This is a genomic window from Bacillus pretiosus, assembly GCF_051294775.1.
In the GTDB taxonomy this organism is placed as follows: Bacteria; Bacillota; Bacilli; order Bacillales; family Bacillaceae_G; genus Bacillus_A; species Bacillus_A wiedmannii.
In genome coordinates this window covers 597,744-620,015 of the sequence record NZ_JBPPHF010000003.1, presented here as the reverse complement: position 1 = coordinate 620,015, position 22,272 = coordinate 597,744, and the positions used below count along the sequence as shown (strand labels likewise).

At 36.9% G+C, this 22,272-nt stretch carries 24 protein-coding genes and 2 riboswitches; of the genes, 2 read left to right on the top strand and 22 right to left on the bottom strand.

Going from position 1 to position 22,272, the window contains the following annotated elements; all coding sequences use genetic code 11:
- Nucleotides 1-8: 8 nt before the first annotated feature.
- The 7 genes from ACSG5Z_RS19775 to ACSG5Z_RS19745 form a co-directional block, all read right to left on the bottom strand.
- Nucleotides 9-1,631, bottom strand: coding sequence for a nitrite/sulfite reductase (locus tag ACSG5Z_RS19775; protein ID WP_087985508.1), 1,623 nt, complete (start codon nt 1,629-1,631; stop codon nt 9-11).
- 156 nt (nt 1,632-1,787) lie between these two features.
- Nucleotides 1,788-2,387, bottom strand: coding sequence for an adenylyl-sulfate kinase (gene cysC / locus ACSG5Z_RS19770; protein WP_097917507.1), 600 nt, complete (start codon nt 2,385-2,387; stop codon nt 1,788-1,790).
- Between the two features lie 12 nt (nt 2,388-2,399).
- Complete coding sequence (sat, locus tag ACSG5Z_RS19765) at nt 2,400-3,536, bottom strand: sulfate adenylyltransferase (RefSeq protein WP_046955252.1); 1,137 nt, start codon at nt 3,534-3,536, stop codon at nt 2,400-2,402.
- A 38-nt stretch (nt 3,537-3,574) separates the two neighbouring features.
- Entirely contained in the window at nt 3,575-4,279 is a 705-nt protein-coding gene (locus ACSG5Z_RS19760) for a phosphoadenylyl-sulfate reductase (RefSeq protein WP_435712005.1), read from the bottom strand.
- An 86-nt stretch (nt 4,280-4,365) separates the two neighbouring features.
- A complete protein-coding gene (locus ACSG5Z_RS19755; protein ID WP_000116163.1) occupies nt 4,366-4,509 on the bottom strand; it encodes a YezD family protein in 144 nt (47 codons plus the stop codon).
- A 72-nt stretch (nt 4,510-4,581) separates the two neighbouring features.
- Nucleotides 4,582-4,690: riboswitch (SAM riboswitch) on the bottom strand.
- Between the two features lie 116 nt (nt 4,691-4,806).
- A complete protein-coding gene (gene lysA, locus ACSG5Z_RS19750; RefSeq protein ID WP_048544900.1) occupies nt 4,807-6,123 on the bottom strand; it encodes a diaminopimelate decarboxylase in 1,317 nt (438 codons plus the stop codon).
- Nucleotides 6,124-6,303: 180 nt separating this feature from the next.
- Nucleotides 6,304-6,485, bottom strand: a riboswitch (Lysine riboswitch).
- Between the two features lie 89 nt (nt 6,486-6,574).
- Complete coding sequence (locus tag ACSG5Z_RS19745) at nt 6,575-6,970, bottom strand: DUF3888 domain-containing protein (RefSeq protein WP_001228833.1); 396 nt, start codon at nt 6,968-6,970, stop codon at nt 6,575-6,577.
- 254 nt (nt 6,971-7,224) lie between these two features.
- Here ACSG5Z_RS19745 and ACSG5Z_RS19740 point away from each other — a divergent pair, with 254 nt between their 5' ends.
- Entirely contained in the window at nt 7,225-9,111 is a 1,887-nt protein-coding gene (locus ACSG5Z_RS19740; protein WP_046955254.1) for an LTA synthase family protein, read from the top strand.
- Between the two features lie 182 nt (nt 9,112-9,293).
- Complete coding sequence (gene pssA, locus ACSG5Z_RS19735) at nt 9,294-9,995, top strand: CDP-diacylglycerol--serine O-phosphatidyltransferase (protein ID WP_060489528.1); 702 nt, start codon at nt 9,294-9,296, stop codon at nt 9,993-9,995.
- 29 nt (nt 9,996-10,024) lie between these two features.
- Here the strand turns inward: pssA and ACSG5Z_RS19730 are convergent, their stop codons facing one another.
- The 15 genes from ACSG5Z_RS19730 to leuB all read right to left on the bottom strand — a co-directional run bounded on the left by ACSG5Z_RS19730 (nt 10,025) and on the right by leuB (nt 22,204).
- The gene (locus tag ACSG5Z_RS19730) at nt 10,025-10,996 is read right to left on the bottom strand and encodes a 2-hydroxyacid dehydrogenase family protein (protein WP_097889755.1); all 972 of its coding nucleotides are present in this window, start codon (nt 10,994-10,996) and stop codon (nt 10,025-10,027) included.
- Nucleotides 10,997-11,141: 145 nt separating this feature from the next.
- A complete protein-coding gene (locus ACSG5Z_RS19725) occupies nt 11,142-11,309 on the bottom strand; it encodes a YozQ family protein (RefSeq protein WP_087985505.1) in 168 nt (55 codons plus the stop codon).
- Nucleotides 11,310-11,376: 67 nt separating this feature from the next.
- Nucleotides 11,377-12,396 (bottom strand): histidinol phosphate phosphatase domain-containing protein, encoded by a 1,020-nt coding sequence (locus ACSG5Z_RS19720; protein ID WP_087985504.1) that lies wholly within the window; start codon nt 12,394-12,396, stop codon nt 11,377-11,379.
- A gap of 13 nt (nt 12,397-12,409) precedes the next feature.
- On the bottom strand, nt 12,410-12,733 hold the full coding sequence (gene hisI, locus ACSG5Z_RS19715) for a phosphoribosyl-ATP pyrophosphatase (protein WP_000426349.1): 324 nt from the start codon (nt 12,731-12,733) through the stop codon (nt 12,410-12,412).
- A 10-nt stretch (nt 12,734-12,743) separates the two neighbouring features.
- A complete protein-coding gene (hisI, locus tag ACSG5Z_RS19710) occupies nt 12,744-13,049 on the bottom strand; it encodes a phosphoribosyl-AMP cyclohydrolase (RefSeq protein WP_435712004.1) in 306 nt (101 codons plus the stop codon).
- A complete protein-coding gene (gene hisF / locus ACSG5Z_RS19705; protein ID WP_088121710.1) occupies nt 13,046-13,804 on the bottom strand; it encodes an imidazoleglycerol phosphate synthase cyclase subunit in 759 nt (252 codons plus the stop codon). The genes hisI (ACSG5Z_RS19710) and hisF overlap by 4 nt, the downstream gene beginning before the upstream one ends.
- On the bottom strand, nt 13,798-14,517 hold the full coding sequence (gene hisA / locus ACSG5Z_RS19700) for a 1-(5-phosphoribosyl)-5-[(5-phosphoribosylamino)methylideneamino]imidazole-4-carboxamide isomerase (protein WP_098147973.1): 720 nt from the start codon (nt 14,515-14,517) through the stop codon (nt 13,798-13,800). The genes hisF and hisA overlap by 7 nt, the downstream gene beginning before the upstream one ends.
- Entirely contained in the window at nt 14,490-15,119 is a 630-nt protein-coding gene (gene hisH / locus ACSG5Z_RS19695) for an imidazole glycerol phosphate synthase subunit HisH (protein ID WP_000560363.1), read from the bottom strand. The genes hisA and hisH overlap by 28 nt, the downstream gene beginning before the upstream one ends.
- The gene (gene hisB, locus ACSG5Z_RS19690) at nt 15,120-15,704 is read right to left on the bottom strand and encodes an imidazoleglycerol-phosphate dehydratase HisB (protein WP_435712003.1); all 585 of its coding nucleotides are present in this window, start codon (nt 15,702-15,704) and stop codon (nt 15,120-15,122) included. It lies immediately after the preceding gene.
- Entirely contained in the window at nt 15,704-16,993 is a 1,290-nt protein-coding gene (gene hisD, locus ACSG5Z_RS19685; protein WP_435712002.1) for a histidinol dehydrogenase, read from the bottom strand. The genes hisB and hisD overlap by 1 nt, the downstream gene beginning before the upstream one ends.
- Nucleotides 16,994-17,004: 11 nt before the next feature.
- Nucleotides 17,005-17,640: an ATP phosphoribosyltransferase gene (gene hisG, locus ACSG5Z_RS19680; RefSeq protein ID WP_131932830.1), complete on the bottom strand. Its 636-nt coding sequence runs from the start codon at nt 17,638-17,640 to the stop codon at nt 17,005-17,007.
- Nucleotides 17,616-18,878 carry an ATP phosphoribosyltransferase regulatory subunit gene (gene hisZ / locus ACSG5Z_RS19675; protein WP_435712001.1) on the bottom strand — a complete coding sequence of 421 codons (1,263 nt, stop codon included), beginning with the start codon at nt 18,876-18,878 and terminating at the stop codon, nt 17,616-17,618. Before hisZ ends, hisG begins: the two co-directional genes overlap by 25 nt.
- Before the next feature lie 308 nt (nt 18,879-19,186).
- Complete coding sequence (leuD, locus tag ACSG5Z_RS19670) at nt 19,187-19,768, bottom strand: 3-isopropylmalate dehydratase small subunit (RefSeq protein ID WP_087985499.1); 582 nt, start codon at nt 19,766-19,768, stop codon at nt 19,187-19,189.
- Nucleotides 19,746-21,140 carry a 3-isopropylmalate dehydratase large subunit gene (gene leuC, locus ACSG5Z_RS19665; RefSeq protein WP_435712000.1) on the bottom strand — a complete coding sequence of 465 codons (1,395 nt, stop codon included), beginning with the start codon at nt 21,138-21,140 and terminating at the stop codon, nt 19,746-19,748. The genes leuD and leuC overlap by 23 nt, the downstream gene beginning before the upstream one ends.
- The gene (gene leuB, locus ACSG5Z_RS19660; RefSeq protein WP_048544933.1) at nt 21,140-22,204 is read right to left on the bottom strand and encodes a 3-isopropylmalate dehydrogenase; all 1,065 of its coding nucleotides are present in this window, start codon (nt 22,202-22,204) and stop codon (nt 21,140-21,142) included. Before leuB ends, leuC begins: the two co-directional genes overlap by 1 nt.
- Nucleotides 22,205-22,272 lie beyond the last annotated feature (68 nt).

The following is a 22,272-nucleotide window of genomic DNA, read 5'->3' as shown; positions in this document are numbered from 1 at the left end:
TGTCCCTCCTAAGACGCTATTACTTCTTCTAACACAGTATTTAACGCTATTTGTAATGTCTCTATACCAACACGGCTGACAAAATCATAAAATGTTTCAGCTGGTAATTTATTCTCTTTGAAATAGCTTATAAATGATGCAAGTACATCAGGTAGATCCTCGCCATCTATTTTCCCTTTTAACTTTTGGTTATAAGCACCGCCATCTAACAGCGTTCCACCTACGTATATTTCAAATGCTTCAACAATTCCTTTTTCCTTCGTTTTCATTTTCACCCCTTGCAATCCAATATCAGCAATTTGACGTTGCCCACATGAATTCGGGCATCCTACCATATGAATACGAACTGGAACATCGAGTGCAATTTGTGTATCTAAGTACTCTGCGATTTTGCGTAATCTTTCTTTCGTTTCTACTAAAGCAAGATTGCAATACTCAATACCGGTACAGGAAACCGCATGACCAATAAATGATTTAGGACTTGCTGATATGGCTTTAAACAACGGCTCATTTAGTAAACCTGTTACATTTTTTGGCGGAACATTCGGAATAATGAAGTTTTGCGAATTACATGTACGAATCTGTCCATTTCCATACTGCTTAGCAATTCTTGCAATCTCAAACATTTCTTCTGCATGTAGACGTCCTACCGGCACATTAAAACCTACATATTTTAGTCCATCTCGTTTTTGATCTTGAACACCATAAAAGTATCCCGCATTCCATCCTTTGAGAGCACTTTCTCCTTTACTTTGCAATGGTCCTATATACTCTATTAGTTTCTCTTTAAATTTCTCTGCTCCCCAGTCTGCAACTAGAAATTTCAAACGAGCTAAATGACGTTTTTCACGGTATCCAAAATCACGGAATATCGTAGCAATCGCAATTGCTACCGCCTTCACTTCTTCTGGTAAAACGAATACATCTAATTCATCAGCTAGATATGGACGGGCTGATAATCCACCGCCTACTTTTATATGAAAACCAACTTTTTTCTCACCATCTATCTCTTTCGTTGCAGGTGTAAATGCAACACAGTTAATCTCTGCGTTTGCTGAATTATAAATGTTAGAACTAATAGACATTTTAAATTTACGCGGTAAGTTAGAAAACTCTTCATTATGTTGGAAATAATCATATACCTCTTTCACAATACCCGTTGTATCAAACAGTTCATTTGCATCAATACCAGCAAGTGGATTCCCTGTAATATTACGCGTTATATCACCACACGCCCCCGCTGAAGATAACCCAACTCTTGCTAATCTTTTAAAAATATCTGGAATTTGATGAATTTCTAACCAATGAAACTGAATCGCCTGTCTTGTCGTAATATCTATTACGTCACGCCCATAATCCTCAGCGATAGAAGCAAGCACTTCTGCCTGTGCATTCGTAATAATTCCTGAAGGAATATTTACACGCATCATAAAATATCCAGCTTCTTTCGGTCTTTGTAAATATAACCCTGCCCATTTGAATGCGTCCCACTCTTCTTTCGGAATAGATTCGAAGCCATTTTCTGCATAGTAAGGAATATCATTAAAGATTTCCAATCCATCTTTTTTCAATTTATTTTTCTCAGTCTGATTTAATTTTTCATTGTTAGCCCATACTTTTTCATAACTCATTTTTTAATCCCCCTATATAAAGTGAAACTTTAATCAGTGGGGAGTGTTCATCCCCCACTGATTATTAGTTGAACCAATCGGGCATTTACGGGCAGTTCATCTCCCACCTAACTTCTTTGCCCTAGCCAAATTTTGAGATGGGAGTTTTACTGCCCGTTAATGCGGGGTAAAACTACGCTCTTGTAAGTACTTCACGATTTGTTCTGCACATTCTTCAATAGAATACTTGTGCGTTTCTACAATTAACTCTGCTTTCTCTGGCTCCTCATACGGTGAATCAACACCAGTAAACTCTTTAATATCACCCTGTCTTGCCTTTTTGTATAACCCTTTTGGATCACGTTTTTCACACTCTTCAATTGGACATTTTACAAACACTTCTATAAACTCATCTGCTGCTAATAGATCTCTAACTTGTTTTCGGTCTACTCGAAACGGTGAAATAAACGCTGTAAGAACAACAGTACCTTGATCTACAAATAGCTTCGCCACTTCACCAATCCGTCTTATGTTTTCCATACGATCACTTTCAGAAAAACCTAAGTCTTTATTTAAACCGTGGCGTACATTATCTCCATCTAGTACATAGTTTCCAATATTCTTTTCAAATAGTTTACGAGCAACCGCGTTCGCCACCGTAGATTTACCTGAAGCTGATAGACCAGTAAACCAAACTACAAAACTATGATGCCCATTTCTTACTCTTCTCTCATCTTTTGAAACAGATGCTGTATGCCAAGTAATATTCGTATCCATGTCATTCTCTCCCTATTCTGTTACTACTTCTTTTTTCAAACCTTTAATTAGCACTTCCACTACTTCTTTACGACTAAATGTACTCGGCGGAACCTCACCGTTTCTTAATAGTTCTCTTACTTTCGTACCTGATAAAATGACATGATCCTCTTTTCCGTGTGGGCATGTTTTCGTCGAAGCCATCGCTTCACATTTCGTGCAGTAAAAGCTATGTTCAAAAAATAACGGTGTAATCCCTAACTCTTCCACTGTAAAGTTTGTAAAAATTTCTTGTGCTTCATAAGTCCCGTAATAATCTCCTACTCCTGCATGATCGCGCCCTACGATAAAGTGGGTGCATCCAAAATTCTTTCTGACTAATGCATGGAATATCGCTTCCCTCGGTCCTGCGTAACGCATTGCTGCAGGAAATACACCTAAAAAGACACGATCTTTCGGATAATAGTTTTGAAGTAATACTTCATAGCTTTCCATCCTTACATCAGCAGGAATATCGTCCGACTTCGTTTCCCCAACGAGTGGATTTAAAAAGAGACCATCTACAATTTCAAGGGCAGATTTTTGAATGTATTCATGGGCACGATGTACCGGATTTCTCGTTTGAAATCCAACCACTGTTTTCCAACCACGCTTTTTAAATTCTTCTCTCGTTTCAATTGGATCTAAATGATAAGAAGGAAACGGATTATTTTCAAAGCGTTTTGTAAGAATAATGGCTCCCCCGACATAAACGTTCGGTCGTTCATATAATTTTTTCACTCCTGGATGAGCCTCATCCGTCGTTTTATACACAAGTAACGCTTCTTTTTCCTTGTCAGGTACAAAAATATCTTCTATTTGAATGACACCATATACATTTTCAGCATTAACAAGTTTTACTTCCTCTCCAGCTTTCAGACTCTCTGCTACTTCCTCTGTTACTGGTAATGTAATCGGTATACTCCATACGCTCCCGTTTGCTAAGCGAAGCGTTTCTACGACCGAATCATAATCTTTCTTTCCTAAAAAACCAGTAAGTGGGCTATATGCCCCTGTCGCTAATAGCTCTAAATCACTTAACGCAATGTTGTCTAGTTCAATTTCTTTTTCGATTTGTGATACGTCGTATGTCTCGTCTATACGATTTATTAATTCGTTTCTTGTACTCATTTTCTATTTCCTCTCTTAGCTTTATTTTCAAATTCATCTTATTGGTAATGAAGACCACATTCTGTTTTCACTTTCCCAGACCACCTACCATCTCTCGAATCGCCACCCTCACCTACAGGTAACGTACATTTCTCACACCCAATACTTGGATATCCAACATCATGCAGCGGGTTATACGGCAAGCTATGTTTGTATACATATCGCCACACTTCTTTCCCCGTCCAATGAATAAGTGGACAAACTTTAATAGATTGAAAGCGATGATCTTGATTTATAAACTTTGTATGCTTACGCGTTTCTGATTGTTCCCTCCTTAAGCCCGATATCCACGCTTTTTCCGCTGCTAATGATTTTTCTAACGGTAAAATTTTTCTAATTTTACAACAAAGGTTCGGATTACTTTCCCATAATTTCTCACCATGCAACTTCGCTTGTTCATCAAGCGTAAGTTCCGGCTGTTTTTCTATAATATTTAATGAAGGAAATCGTTTCCGCACTTTTTGAATTAATTCATACGTTTCTTGAAAATGAACATTCGTATCTAAAAATACAACTTTAGCAGATGGATTTACTTGGTTTATAAGATGCAGCAATACCATCCCTTCCACTCCGAAGCTACATGCGTATACAATTTCACTTTTATATTCTTTATAAGCCCAACTTAATACTGATAGCGCGCCTTTCGTTTCATCTTCTTCTGAAAATGAAACATTATTTTCTTCCCACGTTTCATACGTCAACATGTTCTTTCCCCCTGTAAAAGCAAAAAGACGGTTTTAACCTAATATAATAGGTTAAAACCGCCTCTAGTTTTTCTAGTCAGCGCTTTTTACTTTAAACGTACCTTTTCACTTTTCTCTAATTGAATGACTTTCCCATCTTGCACAACAATTGTAATTGAACCATATTTCATATCAGCAAGCATCGCTTGAATTTTCTCAGATACTTCCTCAAAATGTTCCCGTACACTCACGCGAACAGCCCCCCTTTTTATTCATAAAAAAAATCTTTCCCATTTCGAAAAGACTGTTCGGTAATATATTTTACCTTATCTTTCAAAATGGATTCCATTTTGCTGGATTTAGCACCTTGCTTTCTATAAGCAGGTTGCCGAGCTTCTTCGGGCCAGTTCCCTCCGCTTCTCTTGATAAGCTTTGTATTTGTATTTTATCACAATTCTGATTTTTTTCAATCCTAGTTTTCCGATATATTTTAATTATTTTATTTTATAAAAAAGGAATTGCCCATCCGAACAACTCCTTTTTCCCATTCACACAAGTTCTTTAATACGTATGCGATCGTTCCCAATAATATTTTCATATGTTTCACGCTCTACAACAATTTGTGATGTGCCGCCTTTCGCGAATACGACAGCTGGTCTACGAATCCGATTATAATTATTCGCCATCGAGTATCCATATGCCCCTGTACAAGAAATTGCTAATAAATCGGCTGAAGCAACTTTCGGTAGAGTGATATCCCAAATTAACATATCTCCACTCTCACAGCACTTCCCAGCAATCGAGACAAGTTCCTCATTCTCATCATTCCCTCGATTCGCTAACATCGCTTCATAACGAGCGTTATATAAAGCAGGTCTTAAATTATCAGTCATCCCACCATCCACTGATACATATTTCCGAATACCAGGAATGTCTTTCACAGATCCGACTGTATAAATTGTCGTTCCAGCATCCCCTACAATACTACGGCCTGGTTCAACCCATATTTCTGGCAGGGGATAATTACATACTGTAAATTGTTCCCTCACAGCACTTGTTACAGCTCGCACATATGTCTCAAGAGTTAATGGTGTATCTGACTCTGTGTAGCGTATTCCGAATCCTCCGCCTACATTTAGCACTTTTACTACATAGTTTGTTCGCTCTCTCACTTCTTCTAAAAATTGACGAAGAACTTCAATCGCTCGCACAAAGCCGGCCGTTTCAAATATTTGTGATCCGATATGTGAATGAATTCCTAACACATTATAATTTGATTTTTGTAAAGCAATCTCAATCACTTGCATCGCTTGACCATTTGACACGCCAAATCCAAATTTCGAATCATCTTGGCCTGTTGTAATATATTCATGTGTGTGCGCCTCTACTCCGGGCGTTACACGAATTAATATGTTCACAAATTTCCCATGTTGCACTGCTAAATCATGCAAAATTTCTAATTCCAAGAAATTATCTACGACAAAACAACCAATATTCGCCTGAAGAGCCATCACAATTTCTTCTTCTGTTTTATTATTGCCGTGAAAATGAATGCGTGATGCCGGAAATCCTGCTTGCAGCGCAGTATATAATTCTCCTCCAGAAACAACATCTAATGACATATTCTCTTCACGAGCCACTCGGCACATCTCCATGCACAAGAACGCCTTGCTTGCATATGCTACTTGATAAGAGAAACCACTTTCTTTAAACGCACGATGAAACGCGCGGCACTTTCCTCGAATTGACTCTTCATCGTATACATAAAGTGGTGTTCCGTATTGTTTTGCTAGCTGCGTCGTATCGCACCCTCCAATTTCTAAGTGTCCTTGCCCATTGATTCGGCTCGTGCCGTGTAAATACATTTGAATTCCTCCCTTATTTCCTCTAAAACTCATAACCCCAATCTTCTATTCATTGCAGCACGCTTTTAGATAGACAAAAAACGCGCGGAACAATGTTCACACGCGTTTCTTATTAGGAAAAATATATATTGAAAAAATAAACGAGTTGTTATCTCCTCAAAATAAGAAACCGCATCAACATCTCCAAATAGCTCTCCATAAAATAAATATTATGACAGTACTACATTTATTCAATGCAGTCCCAATATATGAATAAGATGGTTATTCTTATATTTCGGCAATAGTCCCTTTCAACCTATGATCACAGATTCCATTAAATCTCCCATAGCTTACTCTTTCCTATCGCGGCCTCTACCTTTGAGAGTAGATGAGGTAAGTCTATTTAATTTTCAAACATCTAATTGTTGCTATTAACAATACCAAAGGACCATTTTATTTGTCAAACAATTTTTTATATTGTTTTTTTACAGTTTAATTTCGTATCATTTGGTAAGCGCTTTACTGAAATCTTTGACACTTCCCATTCGCCTTCTTCATTATTAAATGTAATCGTTACCTTCTCAAATGGTGGAGCAATTTTCCCAGCAACTCGTTCATACTTCGTTACTTCAATACTTGCTTGAAATAAATATGTACCGCTATACACTTTTTTTAAACTAATAATTTTAGGACATTGATAAGGCTTCAAGCTCCCATATTGTTTTTCAATTGCTTTATTTATTTTCGGAAATAAAACAGAATAAAGGGCATCTTCCATAAGAGGTGCATCATATTGGGCTACCGACACACTCGGTGAAGCAAAAAGTATAACACTACTGCATACTATAAAATATAATAATTTTCGCATTATAACCTCCGTATTATTACACGATTCTTTCTGCGCACGATAATTATCATACATAGAAACTCCGTTTTATTGTCTCCCACTGCCCTTTTTCTACTCAATTATTATAAAAAAGTCCACAACTCTCTTTTATTTTCGTATAATGATACTCATAGTATAATAAACATAATAACAAAGGACTGTTCGTATATATAAAATGAGGCGCTAATCAAACCGGCTCACAAGAACTGTCATGCTTTTTAGGAGAGGAGTATATTATGCTACAACGTCTGTTTCCAAAACTGCGATTTGCACTCGTTGCAGTCGTTTTATTATGGATAAAAACATATATTGTGTACAAGCTAGCATTTGATATTAAAATTGATAACTTCTTTGAAGAATTTATGCTTTTTATTAATCCACTAGCTGCGTTACTTTTATTTTTCGGTTTTGCTTTACTTGCATCTAAACACCGAAACCGCATTATAGTTGGAATCAGTTTTATACTGTCCTTTATTTTATTTGGAAATGCAATGTTTTATGGGTTTTATAACGATTTCGTTACGTTCCCAGTTTTATTTCAAACAAATAATATGGCTGATTTAGGGACAAGTATAAAAGAACTCTTTACGTACAAAACATTACTTTTATTTGCAGATGCAATTATTTTAATGTTTCTTTCACGTAAATTCCCAGCATTTTGCGACAAGACGCCACTTTCTCGCTCTGAGAAGCGAACTTTCTTTAGCGGTGTAACAGCTCTATTAGCATTACAAATTGTCGTTTCAGTTATTTATAAGCCACAAATGTTCTCACGCTCATTTGATCGTCAAACTGTCGTGAAAAATTTAGGTTTATACACATATCATCTATTTGATATTACACTTCAATCTAAATCTTCGGCTGAACGTGTATTTGCAAGTGGTGACGGGTTCTCTGAAATTAAAAACTATACAGACTCAAAAGATAAGCAAGTTGATAAAAACTTATTTGGAGCTGCAAAAGGTAAAAATGTAATTTTGATTTCAATGGAATCTACACAAAGTTTTGTTATTAATAAAAAAATAAATGGAAAAGAAATCACTCCATTTTTAAATGAATTTATTAAAGATAGTTTTTATTTCGATAACTTCTATCATCAAACGGGACAAGGTAAAACTTCTGATGCTGAATTTATCGTTGAAAATTCACTTTATCCGTTAGACCGCGGTTCTGTATTCTTTACTCACGCAACAAATGAATATACAGCTACACCAGAACAATTAAAAAAATACGGATATTCTTCTGCTGTCTTCCATTCAAACGATAAAACGTTTTGGAATCGTGATGTAATGTATCCTGCACTTGGATATGATCGTTACTTTAATTTAAATGATTACGTAGGCACAGAACAAATGTCTGTCGGTTGGGGATTAAAAGATAAAGGGTTCTTTGAACAATCGATTCCAAAGCTAAAATCTTTACCACAACCGTTCTATACAAAATTTATTACTTTAACAAATCATTTTCCATTTCTTCTAAATCCAGAAGATCAATATGTTGATGAGTTTAATTCGGAAAGTGGTGTTGTAAACCGCTACTTCCCAACCGTTCGTTACACGGATGAAGCTCTTAAACTATTTATTAAACAATTAAAAGAGGAAGGACTGTATGATAATTCCGTTATTGTCATTTATGGAGATCATTACGGTATTTCTGAAAACCATAATGCAGCTATGGCTCAGTTCCTTGGGAAAGATGCTATTACACCGTTTGATTCTATGCAATTACAACGCGTCCCTCTCATTATTCATGTACCTGGTCAAGAAGGAAAAGTCATTTCTAAAGTATCTGGTCAAATTGATATTAAACCAACGCTACTTCATTTACTTGGTATTAAAACAAATCAATCAGTTGAATTTGGAACTGACCTATTTATTAAAGAAGAAGATCCACTTATGGTAATGCGTGATGGTAGCTTCGTTTCGGAAAACTATGTTTATACAAAAAACATGTGCTATAAACGAAATACAGGTGAAGAAGCGGACATTTCATTATGTCAACCAAATATTGAAAAAGCAAAAACTGAATTGAAACTCTCCGACAAACTCATTTATGGAGACTTATTACGTTTCGATCCTAACAATCGTTATAAAACCGGAACAATGACAACGAAATTTGAATAGCGCCAGAAGCAACTTTTATAAAAGTTGCTTCTTTTTTTACTTATTTTTCAAATCATTCCGCTATGAAATCTTTCACAAATTGGGAATTTTTTTCGTATGAGGAAGAAATTTATGGTATGATAAAATAAGTAAAATTTCATAAACTAATTAAGAATTTATTACAGAAAGCAAGGGATCAGATTTTGTATAGAGCAGCTATTCCAAACTTATTTACGCTCGGAAATTTATATAGTGGATTCTTGTCAATCGGCTATGCATCTTTAGGATATTATAAATCAGCTGCTATTTTAGTACTTATCGGGATGATGTTAGATAGTCTTGATGGGCGTGTTGCTCGTTTATTACGTGTTGATTCACAAATGGGAAAAGAGCTTGACTCACTGGCGGATGTCGTAACATTTGGTGCAGCACCTGCTGTTCTCATGTATTACACATCTTTCTCCAATTACGGAATCATCGGACTATACATAGCGGGACTATTCCCTCTTTTCGGAGCATACCGTTTAGCACGATTTAATGTAACACCATCTTCTACTTCAATGAAATATTTCACTGGCGTACCGATTACAGCAGCGGGAGGGCTTGTTGCTTTCTTAACATTATTTTCACATACCATTCCAAAAATCGTTCTTATTACAGTATTTGTAACGTTCGCATTTTTAATGGTGAGCCGCATTCGTATCCCAAGTTTAAAAGATGTACCAATTCCACGATATAGCATCATTATTACACTATTTTTAGTTGGAATCATTATCACAATGTACCAAACAGGGTTCGGTAATTTTTCTGTTTTCTTATTCATTGCTATTCCACTATACATTTTGTATATGCTATCTCAATTTCTTAGACAAATACCATCTAAAAGAGCAAATAAAGACAAATAAGAAACCTTCCGGAACCGGAAGGTTTCTTTTTATTTTGTAACGAATACTTTTTGATTTACAGGTGTTACAGGCTCTTCACCGTTTAATACTGCTAAAATATTTCTTACTGCCATTTCAGCCATCGCATCACGCGTTTCGAATGTTGCATTTCCTACGTGAGGAGCAAGTACTACATTCTTTAACCCTTTTAGCTCTTCAGTAATTTTCGGTTCAAATTCAAACACATCAAGAGCCGCCCCTTCAATTTCATTCGTTTTTAATGCATGAGCTAGTGCTGCTTCATGCATGATTGGTCCACGTGAAGCATTTATAATATAAGCTGTTTTCTTCATCATTTTGAACTGTTCTTCATCAATCATATGGTGCAATTTCGGATTATACGCACAGTTAATTGTAATAAAGTCTGCTGTTTGTAATAATTCTTCTAATGTTACATATGTTGCTTCCAGCTCACTTTCAGCTTCAGGCTTTCGGTTTGGTCCTGTATATAAAACATTCATTCCAAACGCTTTCGCACGCTTTGCAACTGCCTTTCCGATTTCTCCAAGGCCAATAATTCCAATTGTTTTACCGTGTACTTCGCGGCCTAAGAAAAATAATGGTGCCCATCCATTAAATCCAGTTGTACGACATAATGTATCGCCTTCAGGAATTCTACGTGCAGCTGCTAAAAGAAGTGCAAATGTTAATTCTGCTGTCGCTTCAGTTGATACTTTCGGTGTATTCGTTACCGCAATCCCTTTTTCTCCAGCATACGAGTAATCAATATTATCGTAACCAGCACCGTAGTTTGCAACAATCTTCAAATTAGGTGCCGCATCAATCACTTCTTTTGTCACCTTTGTAGAAAGTAGGCTTAACAATGCATCTTTGTCTTTTACACGCTCTGTTAATTCATCTAAAGAAATTAACGCCTCTTTATCGTACATTTCTACATCATGATCCTTTAATAGTTCTAATCCGATTGCTGGAATTTTCCCTGCTACTAATATTTTTGCCACTACTAACACCTCTTCTATAGAAAATAAGATATCTCTTATCTTTTATTGTAAGAAATCCACATATAAAAACCAAGGAATTTGATTATAGTTTTGAAAATCGACACTTTTCCACAAAAAAAGAGGAGATGCAAGTCTCCCCCTCTTCTTATGCTTTTTCTTGCGATTGTTTTCCAAGCTTCACATCGATCGTTCCCTCTGCAACTGTATCACTAATTTGTTCCTCAATAACGGATTGAGATGTAGCATTCGTTTCAGAAGTATAAGCTTGTTGTTGTGCACCTTGTACATTTTGTTTATTTTGTTGTTTCGCCATTTCTTACCCTCCTTTTTATTCTTTCTTATTTTGAACAAAAAGGGTGGTTTTCATCAAAAAATCGTGATCATTTTGAAATTGTTACTTCTTCTTCCAGTAATCTCATCGTTCTTACTCGTTTCGTAAATGTAGCTATGTGAGAAATATCATGATTACGTAATGTCTTTATATTCTCTTCCACATATTTCCCTAAATCATTCGGATAATGAGCATCTGAGGAGAGAGTAACTGGAACGCCATGCTTAGCTAGTACTTGTAAATATAGCGGACTCGGACACATTTCGCGTACAGGATAGCGATAGTACAATCCTGCATTTATTTCCGTTGCCGTATTTGTTTCTACTAACGCACGCGCAATTTCCTTATAATAAGAAAGTTGTTCATTTTCATCTAACCGATAATTAAATACTTTTATGTTATCAAGATGAGCTATAATATCAAATAAATTAGAGCGAACTGCACACTCAACCGTTTTGAAAAACGTATCATATAAAGCATATAAGTCATGTTCCTTAAAATATTCTTTCGTATCTGGATTATCAAATCCCCATCCATTTAAAAAATGAACAGAACCAATTACATAATCAAAATCTCCTAATGCGAGTAAAGATTGTAATTCTTGTTCACCACCAATAAAATAATCCGCTTCAATTCCAAGTTTAAGCGTAACACCTCTTTTACTCCACCGTTCTTTCGCCTCTTCAATTGCCTTTGTAAAATCATGCAGTGATGTTACCCTTACTTGGTCTAACCATTCCTTCTGTAAACGACCAAGCCTCGAATCACTAATATCGACATATCTTTCATAGTATTCTCTCGCTTCATAAAAACGGTATAAATGATCAACAATACCAACTTCTTTTATACCTTTTTGCAAAGCTTCTTCTAAATATAAATCAATCCATTTCATTGTAAATGGCCCTTCTTTCACACGTCTTTGCAGGCGTTCTTGTGTTTTCACAAGCCATTCCATAGAATGTTTCTCTTCTTTAAGTGGTTCATAATGTTGTAACACTTCATTTATTTTAGCTAGCCATCCTATTGAATATGGCCCTTCTTCTAAATGAATGTGATAATCCACCTTCATCTACATTTCCCCCTTATAATGTATCTATTTCACTTCTGTCCCCTACTCGCGAAAGCTTCCCATTTCTTTCTGTCACTTCCTCCATAACATCTTCTAATGATATATTTTTTTCAGCTAATAAAACAAAGCAGTGATACAATACATCAACCATTTCTTTCACTAATTCTTCTTTGTCATTATTTTTAGATGCGATAATTACTTCCGTGCATTCTTCACCAATTTTCTTTAAAATTTTATCTTCGCCTTTTGAAAATAAATAATTTGTATACGATTCAGGAAGTGGATTTCCCTTTCGTTCTTCAATTGTTTCAAATAGTAATTTAAAGGCATTTTCCATATGTATCCCCCTATATAATTTGGTAGTGAAAACATGTTTTCTCTCCTGTATGACAAGCAGGTCCCACTTGCTTTACGACAACAACAATTGAATCTTGATCACAATCTAAATAAAGAGATTGCACATATTGGACATTTCCTGATGTTTCTCCTTTATTCCATAACGATTGTCTTGAACGAGAATAAAACCATGTTCTTGTCGTTTCTAGCGTTTTTTCATATGCTTCTTCATTCATATAAGCTAGCATTAAAACTTCTTTTGTCCCTTCTTCAATTACAACTGCTGGTAATAATCCTTTTGAAAAGTTAGGTTTCATAACCGCACCTCAACATTTGCATTTCTTAATTTTCTCTTTACGTCCTGCACTGTCGCCTCACCATAATGAAAGATGGATGCCGCAAGTGCTGCATCAACTGTTGTCTTTTGAAAAACTTCTATAATGTGATCAACGTGACCACATCCGCCTGACGCGATGACTGGTACGGAAACGCTTTTTGAAATTTCTTCTGTTAAACGAAGATCATACCCGTTTTTCGTTCCATCTGCATCCATACTCGTTAACAAAATTTCGCCTGCCCCTAGCTCGGCAACGCGTTTTGCCCACCCGATTGCATCCATACCCGTATCAACTCTTCCGCCGTTCACATAAACATTCCACTTTTCTTCTGCTACTTTTCTAGCATCAATTGCTACGACAATACATTGTGAGCCAAAGTGTTCTGCCCCTTCTTCGATTAGCTTTGGATTTCGCACTGCCGCTGAGTTGATTGAAACTTTATCCGCTCCAGCTCTTAGTAAATTGTACATATCTTTAACACTTGAAATTCCCCCGCCAACTGTAAGAGGAATAAATACTTTCGAAGCTGTTTTTTCTACAACATCTAGAATTGTTTTTCGTCCTTCATGCGTTGCCGTAATATCTAAAAATACAATTTCATCTGCTCCCGCCTCATTATATAAAGCGGCTATTTCAACAGGATCACCGACGTCTTGTAACCCTATAAAATTTACACCCTTTACGACTCGGCCCTCTTTCACATCTAGACATGGAATAATGCGTTTCGCTAACATAACTTTGTTACCTCTAACACTTCTTCTAAATCAATCGTTTTCTCATAAAGAGCCTTACCAATTATGACGCCGTATATATTCATATCATTTAATTTTTTCACATCTTGAATAGATGCCACTCCTCCAGAAGAAATAAGACGAATGCTCACGCTTTTTTGTAGTAACTCCAATTGCTCTAAATTCGGTCCTGCAAGTGTCCCGTCTTTCGAAATGTCTGTAAACACAATCGTTTGAACACCTACATTCTCCATTTGCTTTGCTAAATCAATGTAAGAAATTTCAGACACATCAAGCCAGCCTCTCGTTGCTACGAAACCATTTTTCGCATCAATTCCAACAATGATTTTCTCTTTATATAGAAGAACTGCTTCTTCTAAAAATTCCTTATCATAAAGAGCAGCTGTTCCTAAAATCACTTTATCTACACCCACTGACAATAACTTCTCTACCGCTACAAGTGATCGAATTCCTCCTCCAACTTGCACAGGAATACGTACTGCCTTGCAAATTCTTTCAATAACGAGCAAATTTACTGACTCGCCAGCAATTGCGCCATCTAAATCAACAATGTGCAACTTTTTCGCTCCCAATTTTTCGAATATAATCGCTTGCGCAACCGGATCTTCATTCATTACTGTTTCTTTACTAAACTCTCCTTGATAAAGTCTAACGCATCGCCCCTCTTTTAAATCGATAGCTGGGAAGATTTCCATGCCTCTACCACCCCTTTGAAATTTTTCAACATTTGCATTCCAATGTCACCGCTTTTTTCAGGATGAAACTGTGCGCCGTATATATTTCCTTTTGCTACAAAACCAGGTACTTTCACTCCATATTCACTTATCCCATACACAATTTCATTTGGACAATCTGCATAATAAGAGTGAACATAATATACGAAAGAACCGTCCTCTACTCCATTCCAAAGTGCTATTTCTCCCTCTTTCTTTAACTCATTCCATCCCATATGTGGAATTTTATAAGGAACCTTTAACTTTCGAATAACACCTGGCAATAAACTTAATCCGTTACAGTCTTGTAGTTCCTCACTTTTTTCAAATAAAAGCTGCATCCCTAGGCAAATGCCCAGAAGCGGTTTTCCTGAACGCCCGACTTCTTTTAACACACGCACTAAATTTTTTTCTTCCAATACATCCATCGCTTTCGGAAATGCACCTACTCCTGGTAAAATTACTCCATCACTTCTAAAAATCTTTTCTTTATCACCCGTTACGATGTACTCTGCTCCAATATATTGTAATGCTTGTTCCACACTGCGAATATTTCCCATTCCATAATCTATAATAGCAATCAATTACAACATCCCTTTCGTGGAATTTACACCAGTAATGCTGGCATTTCTTTCGACTGCTTCTCTAAGCGCTCTACCAAACGCTTTAAATAACGCTTCAACTTTGTGATGTGTATTGCTTCCGTATAAAATGCGAGCGTGTAATGTAATATTGGCAGCATGAGCAACTGCTTTAAAAAATTCTTCTGTTAGTTCTGTATCAAAATCCCCTAGCTTCGGATTCGTTAATTCTCCTTGAAATACAATATATGAGCGCCCGCTAATATCAATTGCGACAAAACCTAAAGATTCATCCATCGGTACATATGCGGAGCCATAACGGTTAATCCCCTCTTTATTTTGCAATGCTTCTTTCAAACAATTTCCGAGTACAATTCCAACATCTTCAACTGTATGATGCGCATCAACGAATACATCGCCTTCCGCCTCCACTTGTAAACCGAATCTTCCATGCCTTGCAAATAAAGTTAGCATATGATCAAAAAATCCAACTCCCGTTTGTACAGAAACGTTCTTGCCTTCATCAAGCTGCAAACTTAATTTGATTTTTGTTTCTGTCGTCTCACGTATTTGACTGCACTCACGCATTATTCTTCCTCCTCAAATCTTATTTGAATTGCTCTCGCATGCGCATGTAATCCTTCTTTATTGGCAAGTTCTACAATATGATGTTGTACATCTCTTAACGCTTCCTCCGTATAAGACAGAAAGCTTGATTTTTTCACGAAATCATCGACTGATAACGGTGAGAAAAACCTTGCCGTTCCACTTGTCGGTAACACGTGATTCGGTCCTGCTAAATAATCACCGAGCGGTTCCGGTGCATATGGACCAAGAAAGATAGACCCTGCATGTTTCACATAAGCTAGAGCATTCATCGGTTCTTTTATATGTAATTCTAAATGTTCTGGAGCGATTTCATTCGATAATTGTAGCGCCTCATCTAAAGAAGGCACGATAAAGATAGCTCCATTTCTATTTATCGATTCACGTGCAATTTCGCTTCTTGGTAATGTTTCTAACTGTCTTTCTATCTCTCTTTCTACTTCTTTTGCTAACTCTATATTCGTTGTAATACAAATTGCTGTTGCTCTCTCGTCATGTTCTGCTTGTGATAATAAATCAGCAGCGATATATTTTGCATTACCGGTTTCATCAGCAATAACTACAATTTCTGACGGTCCAGCAATCATATCGATATTTACTATTCCGTATACTTCTCGTTTCGCCAGAGCAACGTACAAATTTCCTGGTCCAACTATTTTATCCACTTTTGGAATCGATTCCGTCCCATATGCTAAAGCAGCAATTGCTTGCGCACCACCTATCGTATAAATTTCATCTACTCCTGCAAGGCTTGCAGCAACTAAAATATGTGGATCAATCCCCCCTTGCCTTGGTGGTGTTACCATTACAATCTTTTTCACACCAGCGAGTTTTGCTGGCAATACATTCATTAATACTGACGAAGGATACGAAGCAGTTCCGCCCGGCACATATACCCCTATATTTTCTAACGGCCGAATGATTTGCCCTCTAATAATGCCTTCACTCGTGCAATCGAACATGGATTGCCTTTTTTGCTTTTCGTGATGAGAAATAATGTTTTTCTTCGCCTCTTGTAACGCTTCTAAAAATGAATTCTCTACAAACATACCCGCTCGTTTTATTTCTTCCTCACTTACACGAAACTCTTTAATCTCCACACCATCAAACTTTTTTGTATAAAAAGATAGAGCCTCATCCGTACTCTTCCTTACCTTTCGAACGATTTCGCTTACACTTCTTTGAACAGTTTCTTCTATTATATTAGCATTTTCTCGTAGCAATTTTATTTTCGATAACGCCTTTTGAAAATCTTCACAAACTATCTCCATTACAAGTCCCCCTATTTTCCTGACAAAATTTCTTGCTCCATCATATTTATAATACTGAATATTTCGTCTTTTTTAGTTTTTAATGCAGCCTTATTTACAATCATCCGAGCAGATATAGAACACATTTCCTCAAATACAATGAGCCCATTTTCTTGTAATGTTTTTCCTGTTTCCACAATATCAACAATTGCATCTGCCAATCCAAGAATAGGAGCGATTTCTACAGAACCTTCTATTTTAATAATTTCTACATCCTCCCCTTTATCATGAAAATAGTTAGAAGTAATATGTGGATATTTCGTCGCAATGCGTTTCTTTCGGTAGCTCTTCGGATTATACGTAGGAATAGAAGCAACACAAAACTTACACACGCCCACTCCTAAATCTAACATTTCATAAATATCTTTCTCGTTTTCCATTAAAATATCTTTTCCAACGACCCCAATATCAGCTACTCCATGTTCTACATAAGTAGCAACATCTACTGCTTTCACTAAAATAAATGAGATATCTGTATTTTTACTTTGAAAAACAAGCTTTCGTCCTTTATTTTTGAGCTCCGAACAATCAATTCCAATCTGCTCAAAGAGCGGAATCACATGTTTTTCTAATCTTCCCTTCGTTAACGCAATTTGAATGTTACGCATGAAGTTTCTCCTTCTTTCTGGACTACCCATTTCTCTTTCCATACATATTCCACTAATGATTCGTTCTTCGCCTCAACGACCGTTACTATTTGATTTTTTCTTGCAAATTGAAAGGTGTCATTTACATTAGAGAATAAGGATAGCTCTACTTTTTTCCCGTCCTTTTGAAGTAAATTTCGTAATCTTTCCGCTTCTGCTAATCTATTTAACTCATAATGAATAATAATATCTATTCCCTTTCGTTCATATGGTTCTTGTTGCTCTTGCAGCGCCTTCACAATTTGATTGACTTGCACCGCGAGTCCAACAGCCGGCAGCATTTCTCCAAAATTTCCAATTAACTCATCATACCTTCCGCCACTAACAATTTCTTCTCCAATTTCGTATATATACCCTTTGAAAATAACTCCCGTATAGTAATCTAAATGTTGGATCATACCTAAATCAATTGATATGTAAGATCCATAGCCTAGTTTTTCAATTGCTTCATATATTTCTTTCACTCTTGCAATCGCCATTTTCATTTCATTACTTGAGGCGAGTTTTTCTGCTTCCTCAATCACTTCTAAGTTCCCAAATAGCCTTGGTAACTTCTCAAGTAATCTTACTGTTTCATCACATCGATCTAATTTCTTTTCTCTAATAAAATTTGATAGAGCCGCATAATTTTTACTTTCAATGTATGTCCTAAGTACTCTCTCTTCTTCCTCATGAATGGAGAGTTTTTTTACAATACATTTATATAATTGCACTTGCCCAATCTCTATTGTAAAAGATTGTACCTTCACCTTTTGAAGTGATTGAATGACGCTTATGACGCATTCAATTTCAGCTCTTACATTATCAATACCTATAATTTCAATACCACTTTGTACAATTTCATTATATTTTCCAGTAAGGGACTCATTCGCCCGAAATACATTCCCGCCATACGTCAGTTTAAGCGGCGTATCCCACCTCTGCGTTCCCATCACTCTCGCTAAAGGAATTGTCATATCTGGACGTAACACGGTAATCCGTCCCTTTTCATCAAAAAATTTATACATCTTTTCTTCATCTATCGGCCTATTTTGAAAGGCAAAAACATCATAAAATTCAATTGTAGGTGTCCTTATTTCCTCATAACCTCGCCCTAAAAAAGTACGTCTTAATTTTTGCTCCACCTCTTCAATTAACGTACATTCTTCGAATAAATAGTCTCTCGTTCCATTTGGGTTTGCCCGTTTCCATTTTGTCATCTAAATTCTCACACCTTTCCCTTTCTAATGTATGCCCATTTCATTCACCTAAACCGAAAATAAAAAGAGCCTTGTAGACAAAATACCTACAAGGCTCTTTAGTAGAGTGTAGGTACAACGGGAATAACCCTTGTGCCTACACGTTTTCACGCTAGGTTCAAGGGCTTTATGTATGATGATGTAGTTGTGTAAGCATTTTAATAGATTGCATGATATTCATAATACTTACTCCCTTTCTCCTCTGATTTTTACATAGTATATAATACTTAATTCTGAATGTAAATACTTTTTGAACATTCCGTTATTTCTTAATGTAAAGCTACTCTCCTTTCATACTCTACAATTTCTTGTTCATATTGCATCGTAATACTAATTTCGTCTAGACCATTTAATAATTTCTCTTTCCACATTTTCTCGATTGTAAAATGAAACCTGTGCGTACTTGTTTTAATTACCTCATTCTCTAAATCTACTTCTATTTGTTCTCTCGCATCCGTTTTGGCAAGTTGTTCTCGCATTTCTTTATCCATTACAATTGGTAACATACCATTTTTCATACAATTCATATAAAAAATATCTGCAAACCCGCCGGCGATAATAACGCGAAAACCATAATCAGCAAGCGCCCACGGAGCATGTTCTCTTGAAGAACCACAACCAAAATTATCACCTGTAATTAATATACTTGCTCCTTTTCTATTTTGTGCATTAAGCGGAAAATTAGGGTTTTCATGGCGGTTATTATCATAACGCCATTCATCGAATAAATATTTTCCAAATCCCGTCCTTTCAATTCTCTTTAAATATTGCTTCGGAATAATTTGATCTGTATCAACATTATCATTCATCAGTACTGCAGCAGTACCTTTATGAATACGAAATGGCTCCATCATAACTCTCCTTTCTAGTATCAACAAAATGACCGTATAACGCAGCTGCTGCCGCCATTGCTGGGCTAACTAAATGTGTTCGTGCCCCTTTTCCTTGTCTTCCTTCAAAATTACGATTTGAAGTCGAAGCACAATGTTCTCCTTCAGGTACTTGATCTGGATTCATTCCAAGACACATTGAACATCCAGGTTCTCTCCATTCAAATCCAGCTTCTTCAAATATGTGATGTAGCCCTTTTTGCATCGCAGCTTCTCTTACTCTTTTCGATCCAGGCACAACGAGCGCTCGCACACCTTCTTTTACCTTTCTCCCTTTCACAACAGATGCAGCAATTTCTAAATCAGAAAGCCTGGAATTTGTACAAGATCCAATGAAAACATGCTGAACAGGAATGTCATACGTGCTTTGTCCAGGGCTTAATCCCATATAAGAAAATGCTCTTTCGTCATTTGCATCCTGCTTGTCTGGCAATTTTTCATCAATACGAACACCCATACTCGGGTTTGTTCCCCATGTAACGTACGGTGCTAAATCCGTCACATCTATCGAAATATGCAAATCATAAATTGCATCTGAATCTGTATAAAGTTCAGACCATTTCTTCTCGAATGTTTCAAAGTCTTTCGGTGCATATTTACGTCCTTTTACATAAGCAAATGTTTTTTCATCTGGTGCTATAATACCAGCCTTTGCTCCTCCTTCAATTGCCATATTACAAAGCGTCATTCTCTCTTCCATCTCCATAACCTCAATCGTATCTCCGTAAAATTCCATTACATATCCAGTTCCAACTGCTACACCGTACTTTGAAAGGAAATGCAAAATAATATCTTTTGCGTAAACACCTTTCTGTAATTTTCCTTTTAACTCAATACCCATCGCTTTCGGCTTTCGTTGCCATAACGTTTGCGTTGCCAATACATGCTCCACTTCACTCGTACCAATGCCAAATGCTAGTGCGCCAAACGCACCATGCGTTGCTGTATGACTATCACCACAAACAATTGTTTTTCCTGGTTGTGTAAGTCCAAGTTCTGGTCCGATAACATGAACAATCCCTTGCTCTTCATCCCCGATATCCGCTAACGGCACCTGAAATTGTTTACAATTTTCCCGGAGTGTATCTAGTTGCTGCTTCGCAATGCGATCGGTAATATTCCAAACATCTTTCGTTGGAATATTATGATCCATCGTTGCGAATGTTAAATCCGATCTGCGAACCGTTCGATTTGTAAGCCGCAAGCCTTCAAAGGCTTGCGGTGACGTTACTTCATGAACAAGATGAAGATCGATATATAATAAATCTAATCCATTTTCGTTTGTCGTAACTACGTGTCTTTCCCAAAGTTTATCTAGCAGCCTTTTTCCCATTATCTCCCTCTCCCTACTAACGCTTGCTCTTCCATCTCTTGTATAACTGCCTTCGTAAATGAAGTTGTCGTCTCATCTCCTCCGATATCTGCTGTACATTTTCCTAATTTAAGAACTGCAGATATCGCAGATTCAATTGCATTCCCTTCTCTCGTTAATTCAAATGATTGCCCAAGCATCATTGCAACAGAGCGCATCATTGCAATTGGATTTGCCTTATTTTTCCCGGCAATATCCGGTGCTGATCCGTGAATAGGCTCGTATAATGAAGGTCCCTTTTCCGCATGACTTGCTGATGGAAGCATTCCTAATGATCCTGCTAATACTGAAGCCTCGTCACTCAAAATATCCCCAAATAAATTTTCCGTTACAATTACATCAAACCGTCCTGGATTCCGAATTAACTCCATCGCAGCTGCATCTACTAAAATATGTTCTAGTTCAACGTCTGGATAACGAAGTGCTACTTCTTCCGTAACAGTTCTCCATAGTTTACTAGATTCTAAAACATTCGCCTTATCAATAGATGTTACTTTTTTCTTCCGCTTACTCGCTAATTGAAAGGCATAAGAAACGATCCGTTCAATTTCATGACGATGATACGTAAGTGTATCTGTTGCTACTTCGTCCGTTCGTTCTTTCGGATAAGAAAAATAAATTCCGCCTGTTAATTCACGAACAACAACGAAATCAATTTCATCAGCGTTTTTTAATGGCGATAAATGTGCCGTTGCGCTTTCTACCGTTACAGGGCGAACGTTCGCAAATACTCCAAGTCCTTTTCTTAGAGCTAATAATCCTTTCTCCGGTCTTTCTTTCGCGCTATCCCACCTTGGTCCACCAACCGCTCCAAGTAAAACCGCATCACTTGCTAAACAAGCGGCAAGCGTTCGTTGTGGTAATGGTTGCCCATTTAAATCGATAGCACTCCCGCCAAAGTACTCATCTTGTAAGTGAAAATGATGTCCATATAACCTTTCTACCATATGCAATACTTCTTTCGCACTTTCCATAATTTCTGGGCCAACACCATCACCAGCTAAACAAACGATACGTTTTTCCAATTTCAACACTCCTTTTAACTGAATTTTCAGAACTTTAATTTGATAGGTAAGGAAACTTCTCCCTCACC